Here is a 6652-nt window from a genome sequence, read left to right as displayed (position 1 = left end):
GAAATCTTTCATAAAATCTTGACGAGAAAGAAAAGTCTACATACTGTTCTTTTCAAGAGATTGCATTTTTGCAATTTTTAAACCTGCATTTATTTTTTGGAGTTCGTATGGAATTTATCAAAAAAGCTCAGAAGACTGCTGAATCAAACAGTGAAAAAACACGTGATATTGTAAAAAACATCTTACAGGACATTGACGCGCGTGGTGAAGACGCTGTTCGTGAATTAGCAAAGAAATTTGATGGATGGGAAGGGGATTTTATTCTTAGCGATGAAAAGAAAGAGCGCCTTATCAGCACACTTTCACAACGTGAAAAAGACGATATTCGCTTTGCGCACGAACAAGTTTCTACATTTGCCAGAGCGCAACGTGAAAGCCTCAAAGAGTTTGAAATAGAATCAACTCCCGGCGTTCGTCTTGGACAACGGATAGTCCCTATGGATGTTGCCGGATGCTATGTTCCGGGTGGTCGATTTGCTCATGCCTGCTCTGCAGTCATGAGTGTTGCGACTGCAAAAGCAGCCGGCGTACCGTTTGTAATTGCCTGTTCGCCACCACGAGGAGAAAGCATTGCTCCTGCTGTAGCCTATGCGATGGACATTTCCGGTGCTGACATCATTTTAGAAATGGGTGGAGTACAAGCTATTGCTACTATGGCAAATGGTCTTTTCACCAACCGCCCTGCCAACATTCTGGTCGGCCCAGGAAACGGATTCGTTGCAGAAGCAAAAGCAATGCTTGCCGGTTCAGGGAAGTGCGGCATCGATGTTTTCGCAGGTCCGACCGAGTCTGCCATTATCGCAGACAAAACTGCAGATCCGGTAACACTCGCCATTGACTTAGTTTCACAGGCAGAACACGGATATGACTCACCAGTATGGCTTTACACAGACAGCAGAAAAATTGCGGAGCAAGTTCTTGAATTAATGCCAAAGATCATCGCTCAGCATCCTGACCCTGAAGTTTCCGGCTCTTCATGGCGAGACTATGGTGAAATTATTCTCTGCAAAGACCGCGAAGAACTTTGTAAAGTTAACGATGAATATGCAGCAGAGCATGTGCAGGTTATTGCCGAAGACCTTGACTGGTGGTTAGCCAACTTAGGTTCATACGGCTCCCTTTTCCTGGGTGAAGGCAGCACAGTTGCCCATGGTGATAAATGCTCCGGCACAAACCACATCCTGCCTACCAAAAAAGCGGCTCATTTCAGCGGTGGATTAAATGTCCATAAATTTCTGAAAATATTTACTTATCAAGAGCTTAGTAAAGAAGCGAATAAAACATTCGGTGCAATTGCATCTCGCCTTTGCCGTGTAGAAGGTATGGAAGGGCACGCAAGAGCCTGTGATTGGCGGTTAGAAAAATATTTCCCTAATGAAGATTGGGACTTTGAGGTTTACAAACATACGCTGGACTAACCTCTCACTTCTTCAAGTAAGGAAATATCAATGCAAAAAGTATTTACGAAAGACTTTACATTGCAGGAACCTATTCCTGAAGAAAGCATAGAAAAAGCTGTTGCAATAATGCGTAGCGGAAAACTTCATCGCTACAATGTATCGGAAGGTGAAAAAGGCGAGGCTGCTCTTCTTGAGGAAGAATTTGCGCAATATATAGGTAAAAAATATTGCCTTGCCTGTTCTTCCTGCGGCGCGGCACTCTATCTTGCATTAAAAGGGCTCGGTGTTTCAGCTGGCGATAAAGTTCTCTGTAACGCTTACACCCTTGCGCCTGTTCCCGGTGCCATTGAAAATGCAGGCGCCCGAATCGAGCTTGTTGAAATCACAGACGGTTATACTATCGACTTAGATGATCTTGAACGAAAGGCTGCAGATTCTAAATCAAAATGGTTCATGCTGTCGCACATGCGCGGACATATCGCCAATATGGACAGAATCATGGAGATATGCCGCAAGTATGACCTCACGCTTATTGAAGATTGTGCACATACTATGGGTGCTAAATGGGATGGCATTAAAAGCGGCTCTCTTGGGCATGTATCCTGTTACAGTTCGCAAACATACAAGCACATAAACTCCGGCGAAGGTGGTTTACTCGTTACTGATGACGAGGAACTTATTGCCAGAGCAATTATCCATTCAGGCTCATACATGCTGTACGAAAAACATACAGCACGTCCTGAAATGGATGTCTTTGAATCCATTAAAATGATGGTTCCTAACTACAGTTCCAGAATGGATAACCTGCGCGCGGCAATTCTGCGTCCACAAATCCAAACACTTGATGCTCAATGTGAACGCTGGAACACACTCTACCGTACCTTTGAAGCAGGTCTCTCCAATATAGACGGACTTAACTGCCCTTCTCGCGATCCACGTGAATACTACGTAGGCAGCTCAATCCAGTTCAGTATTCCTTCTGCTTCTGATGAGCAGATATCCATGTTTCTCTCAGAAAACGAACAGCGCGGGGTGCATATCAAATGGTTTGGAAGCGTCGAGCCTGTGGGCTTCACAAGCGCCTACCATAGCTGGCGTTATTTCGGAGAACTTCCGAATCTTCCCGAAACGAACCGGATTCTTGCAACCACCTTTGATATCCGCGTTCCTCTCACCTTTACAACTGATGACTGCACTCTAGTCACTGAAATTATTCGTGACGTGTACACCCAAATTTTCGGCTAAGGAAATCAGACCCCGTTTATTCACACTTTAACGTAATGCATTTTGGTACTTGAGTATCTTTCTATTCATTTAACCTTGCCATGCACAGTGCAACCAACACAGCAACAGGCAACATTGTAGAAGATAAGTATTAGATTTTAAGAGGTTTAAACTAACTATGTAATCGGAGGAGAATCGATGAAAAAACTTTTAACTCTCGCACTGTTACTCAGTATGTGTACTTTTTTTGGATTTGCAGATGCCTCTGCAAAACAAGTACTCAAGCTCGGTATGGGTGACCCTATTGATTCAGATCAAGGTGCATTTGCTATTCGTTTTAAGGAAATACTTGAGGGACTTTCAGAAGGAGAACTTCAAGTCGATCTTTTTCCTAACGGTGCTTTGGGTACCGAAACAGAAATGCTGCAAAACACCCGTACAGGCACTTTGGATTTTGCCATCATAGGCATTGGCAATGCTGTTCCGTTTGTCAGAGAGCTTGGTACATTAACCATGCCGTACCTTATTGAAAACTCATACGATGCAGTTAAAGCAACCACTGGTGAACTGGGAGATTTCTGGAATACTGTGTCCATTGAAAAAGGCGGATTCCGTATTCTCGGCTGGACATATTCCAACTTCCGTCACCTTACCAACTCATCACGCCCTGTCACGTCTCTTAAGGACATTAAAGGGTTAAAGATTCGAATTCCGCAAAACAACATTATTCTGGCCACTCTCAAGTCATGGGACGCTAACCCGGTTCCAATGGCATGGTCTGAGACATTCACAGCATTGCAGCAACGTGTGGTGGACGGACAGGATAACCCTTACATTGTTAACTACACCTCTAAATTTCATGAAGTGCAAGATTACTTAACTGAAATCCATTACCAATATTCCTTGCAACCGCTTGTTACGGGTATTGTAGCCTTTGACAAGCTTTCCCCTGAACAGCGTGCCATGGTTCAACGTGCGGGTATTGAAGCACAACAGTACTGTATACTCTTCCAGACACTTGAAGCTGAGAAGGCAAAAAAAGCTATGCAGGAAAACGGTGTTAAAGTGAGCTATCTTACTGATGAAGAAGAGTGGAAAAAGAAGGCTGTAGAAACAGTATGGCCTAAGTTCTATGACTTTATTGGCGGGAAGCAAAACCTTGATCTCGTGCTGAAGGCTTTGGGTAAATCGTAATCCGTGTTGAAGAGGGGGGTGTTTTCATCCCCCTCTTTGCAAAAGAGGGGACCACTTATGAATGTGAAAAAAATTCTCCACATTGCTGACAACGCGGAAAGTATTCTATGCCAATGCATCTTAAGTTTCTTTGTAGTTATCCTGTTTTTACAGATCATGCTTCGCATGTGCTTTAACTACGTTATTCCGTGGAGTGAAGAAGTATCACGTTTTACTTTTGTCTGGTTTGTTTTTCTTGGAGCTGCATATGCAGCACGTTTAAATGCGCACAACAGAGTACTAATACAATTCAAACTGTTTCCACCTATCGTACAAAATGTCCTGACACTGTTCGCAGATATTATCTGGATAGGCTTTAACATTGTCATGGTCGTCAAAAGTGTCGAAGTTATCCAGCAACTTACGAAATTTACGTATTACTCGCCTGCGTTAGGAATATCTATGGCATATGTCTACTGGATTTTTCCTATTAGCTTTACCCTTATGAGTATACGAATCATACAGGTCAACTACATCAAATATATCTTAAAAGAAGAAATTGCAGATGTAGATAAAGTTGACATCAATGAGCACACTTCATTGACAGACGCCAAAGAACAGGGAGTGTAACTTGTCTGCTGCATTTGTATTATTCTCCGCATTTGGTTTTCTACTTTTTATCGGCGCTCCCATCACAGTAGCATTAGGCGTGGCCTCAATGAGTGCCTTCATTGTTGTGGGGCAAGACCTGAGTACACTCGTCCAAATTGCGTTCAGTTCGGTAAACTCTTTTCCTATTATGGCCTTGCCGGCATTTGTTTTGGCTGGTGCGCTTATGGAATGCGCGGGTGTTTCGCGCCGTCTTGTAAAAGTAGCAGAATCCATGGTGGGCTCTATTGATGGCGGGCTGGCTATTTCAACCACACTGGCTTGTGTCTTTTTTGGTGCTATCTCCGGTTCCGGCCCTGCAACAACCGCTGCTGTCGGCATGCTCATGATCCCTGCAATGTTCAAAAGAGGGTATGATCATGGGTATGCTGCCGCTGCAACGGCAACGGCTGGTGGCATCGGAATCATTATTCCGCCGAGCATACCTATGGTTATCTACGGAGTTACCGCACAAGAATCCATCACTAAAATGTTTGTAGCGGGAGTTGTTCCGGGGCTCCTTATCTCGTTAGGACTTATCATACTCCACTACATCCGCTGCCGCGGAAAATCCCTGACAGTTGGAGCGGAACAGTGGTCTTTTGCAAATATGAAGCGCTCCTTTCGTGAAGGATTCTGGGCAATACTTGCTCCTGTTGTCATTCTCGGCGGTATCTATTCAGGTTTATTTACGCCGACAGAAGCTGCTATTGTTTCTATTTTCTACACGCTCATCATCGGTATTTTTGTCTATAAAGAAATGACATTATCAGGCCTTATGAAGTCACTGCAAACAACTTCGTGGCTCACAGGGCGCGTACTCGTAATTATGTTTACGGCCTATGCTTTCGGCAGATTACTCGTCCAATATCATATTCCTGCACTAATTGCAGAAGCACTCCTGAGCCTTACCAGCGATGTGCATCTTATATGGGCACTTGTTATCCTCTTCCTGCTGTTCATGGGAATGTTCATGGAGACACTTGCGATTATCATGCTGGTAACTCCTGTCCTTTTACCTATCATGACATCGCTTGGCGTAGACCCGATACACTTTGGTGTAGTGCTTGTCTGCTGCTGCGGTGTCGGCTTTTCAACACCGCCACTGGGCGAAAACATGTTCATTGCTTCAGGCATTGCGGACATTTCTCTTGAAGAGATTTCCTACAAAGCGCTGCCATTTTGTGCTGTGACAGTGGGAACGATCTTCCTCATGGCGTACTGTCCTGCCATAGTCTTATGGCTACCAAAACTCATGGGCTACTAACGAATCACACTGAACAATCCGCAACTGCCAATCCTGCCTTGAATCGCAGAGTGCTGTAGCAGCCTCCTGCGGTTCAAGGCAGCAAAGCAAAAAGATAGTCACTATATCTTGTCCATGTAACTGAAAACAGATGGTGTCCAAATGAAAAACACAACATCCGAAAAGGTGGCTGGTATTTTGGGTGGCATGGGCCCCGAAGCTACAGTTGATCTGCTTAACCGCATCATACAACTCACACCTGCAACAGACGACAACGATCATGTGCGGTGTATTGTAGACAACAACCCCAAAGTACCCTCACGTATCAAGGCTCTGGTTGAAAAAGTAGGAGAAAACCCCGGACCATGTATGGCAGAAATGGCGCAGAGACTGGAAAAATGGGGAGCTGACTTTTTGTGCATCCCCTGCAATACAGCCCACTACTATTATGACTATGCAAACAATGCTGTTTCTATCCCGGTAGTAAATCTGATTGATCTGACCGTTGCACGGGTTTTGGAAAATAATCCTAATCTAACGCGAGTTGGCATTTTATGTTCAACAGCGGTGATCTCAACACAGTTATACGAAAAAAAATTCGCTGAGATGAATGTCACCGTACTATACCCAGAAGATTCATTTCAAGAAAAGCTGCTTGAAGTAATCAAGCGCATCAAGGCAGGAGATACCGATTCTGAAGTTCAAGCTCTGTTTGCAACCATTGTTGCAAACGTTCTGGAGCAAGGGGCTGAACTTATTATTATTGCCTGCACGGAACTGGGTATAATCAGTACTAATCTAACCTTTCCATCAGTAGATGCGGCACAGATTCTCGCAGAAGAAATTATCGCGCGGGCTAAACAAGTTTAACTGACAATCCACGAAATGCTCAGCTAAACCCTCATACTTCTCCCACGCATAATGCAAAAGGGCTGCNGGCTGCTCACGCTAGTGAGCAGCC

The 6652-nt window shown here is 44.4% G+C and carries 6 protein-coding genes; all 6 read left to right on the top strand.

The features are described from left to right. Positions 1-107: 107 nt before the first annotated feature. The 6 genes from hisD to cuyB all read left to right on the top strand — a co-directional run bounded on the left by hisD (position 108) and on the right by cuyB (position 6561). The gene (gene hisD, locus SP90_RS01275; protein WP_066851748.1) at positions 108-1418 is read left to right on the top strand and encodes a histidinol dehydrogenase; all 1311 of its coding nucleotides are present in this window, start codon (positions 108-110) and stop codon (positions 1416-1418) included. A gap of 30 nt (positions 1419-1448) precedes the next feature. Then, entirely contained in the window at positions 1449-2645 is a 1197-nt protein-coding gene (locus tag SP90_RS01270; RefSeq protein ID WP_066851746.1) for a DegT/DnrJ/EryC1/StrS family aminotransferase, read from the top strand. Positions 2646-2822: 177 nt separating this feature from the next. Continuing rightward, positions 2823-3818 carry a TRAP transporter substrate-binding protein gene (locus SP90_RS01265; protein WP_066851745.1) on the top strand — a complete coding sequence of 332 codons (996 nt, stop codon included), beginning with the start codon at positions 2823-2825 and terminating at the stop codon, positions 3816-3818. A 57-nt stretch (positions 3819-3875) separates the two neighbouring features. Then, positions 3876-4427, top strand: a complete 552-nt coding sequence (locus SP90_RS01260) for a TRAP transporter small permease (protein ID WP_066851744.1) — start codon at positions 3876-3878, stop codon at positions 4425-4427. A 1-nt stretch (position 4428) separates the two neighbouring features. Beyond that, positions 4429-5712, top strand: a complete 1284-nt coding sequence (locus SP90_RS01255; protein ID WP_066851743.1) for a TRAP transporter large permease — start codon at positions 4429-4431, stop codon at positions 5710-5712. A gap of 141 nt (positions 5713-5853) precedes the next feature. Beyond that, a complete protein-coding gene (gene cuyB, locus SP90_RS01250; RefSeq protein ID WP_066851742.1) occupies positions 5854-6561 on the top strand; it encodes a cysteate racemase in 708 nt (235 codons plus the stop codon). The last annotated feature ends 91 nt before the right edge of the window (positions 6562-6652 follow it).

The organism is Halodesulfovibrio spirochaetisodalis, assembly GCF_001672295.1.
In the GTDB taxonomy this organism is placed as follows: domain Bacteria; phylum Desulfobacterota; class Desulfovibrionia; order Desulfovibrionales; family Desulfovibrionaceae; genus Halodesulfovibrio; species Halodesulfovibrio spirochaetisodalis.
Note: the sequence above shows the minus strand (reverse complement) of the source record. Positions and strands in the feature narration are given on the sequence as shown.

What these genes read in the sequence shown, in the direction of transcription:
- hisD (WP_066851748.1), top strand. Translation starts at nt 108, where the DNA reads ATGGAATTTATCAAAAAAGCTCAGAAGACTGCTGAATCAAACAGTGAA.
- cuyB (WP_066851742.1), top strand. Translation starts at nt 5,854, where the DNA reads ATGAAAAACACAACATCCGAAAAGGTGGCTGGTATTTTGGGTGGCATG.
- SP90_RS01270 (WP_066851746.1), top strand. Translation starts at nt 1,449, where the DNA reads ATGCAAAAAGTATTTACGAAAGACTTTACATTGCAGGAACCTATTCCT.
- SP90_RS01265 (WP_066851745.1), top strand. Translation starts at nt 2,823, where the DNA reads ATGAAAAAACTTTTAACTCTCGCACTGTTACTCAGTATGTGTACTTTT.
- SP90_RS01260 (WP_066851744.1), top strand. Translation starts at nt 3,876, where the DNA reads ATGAATGTGAAAAAAATTCTCCACATTGCTGACAACGCGGAAAGTATT.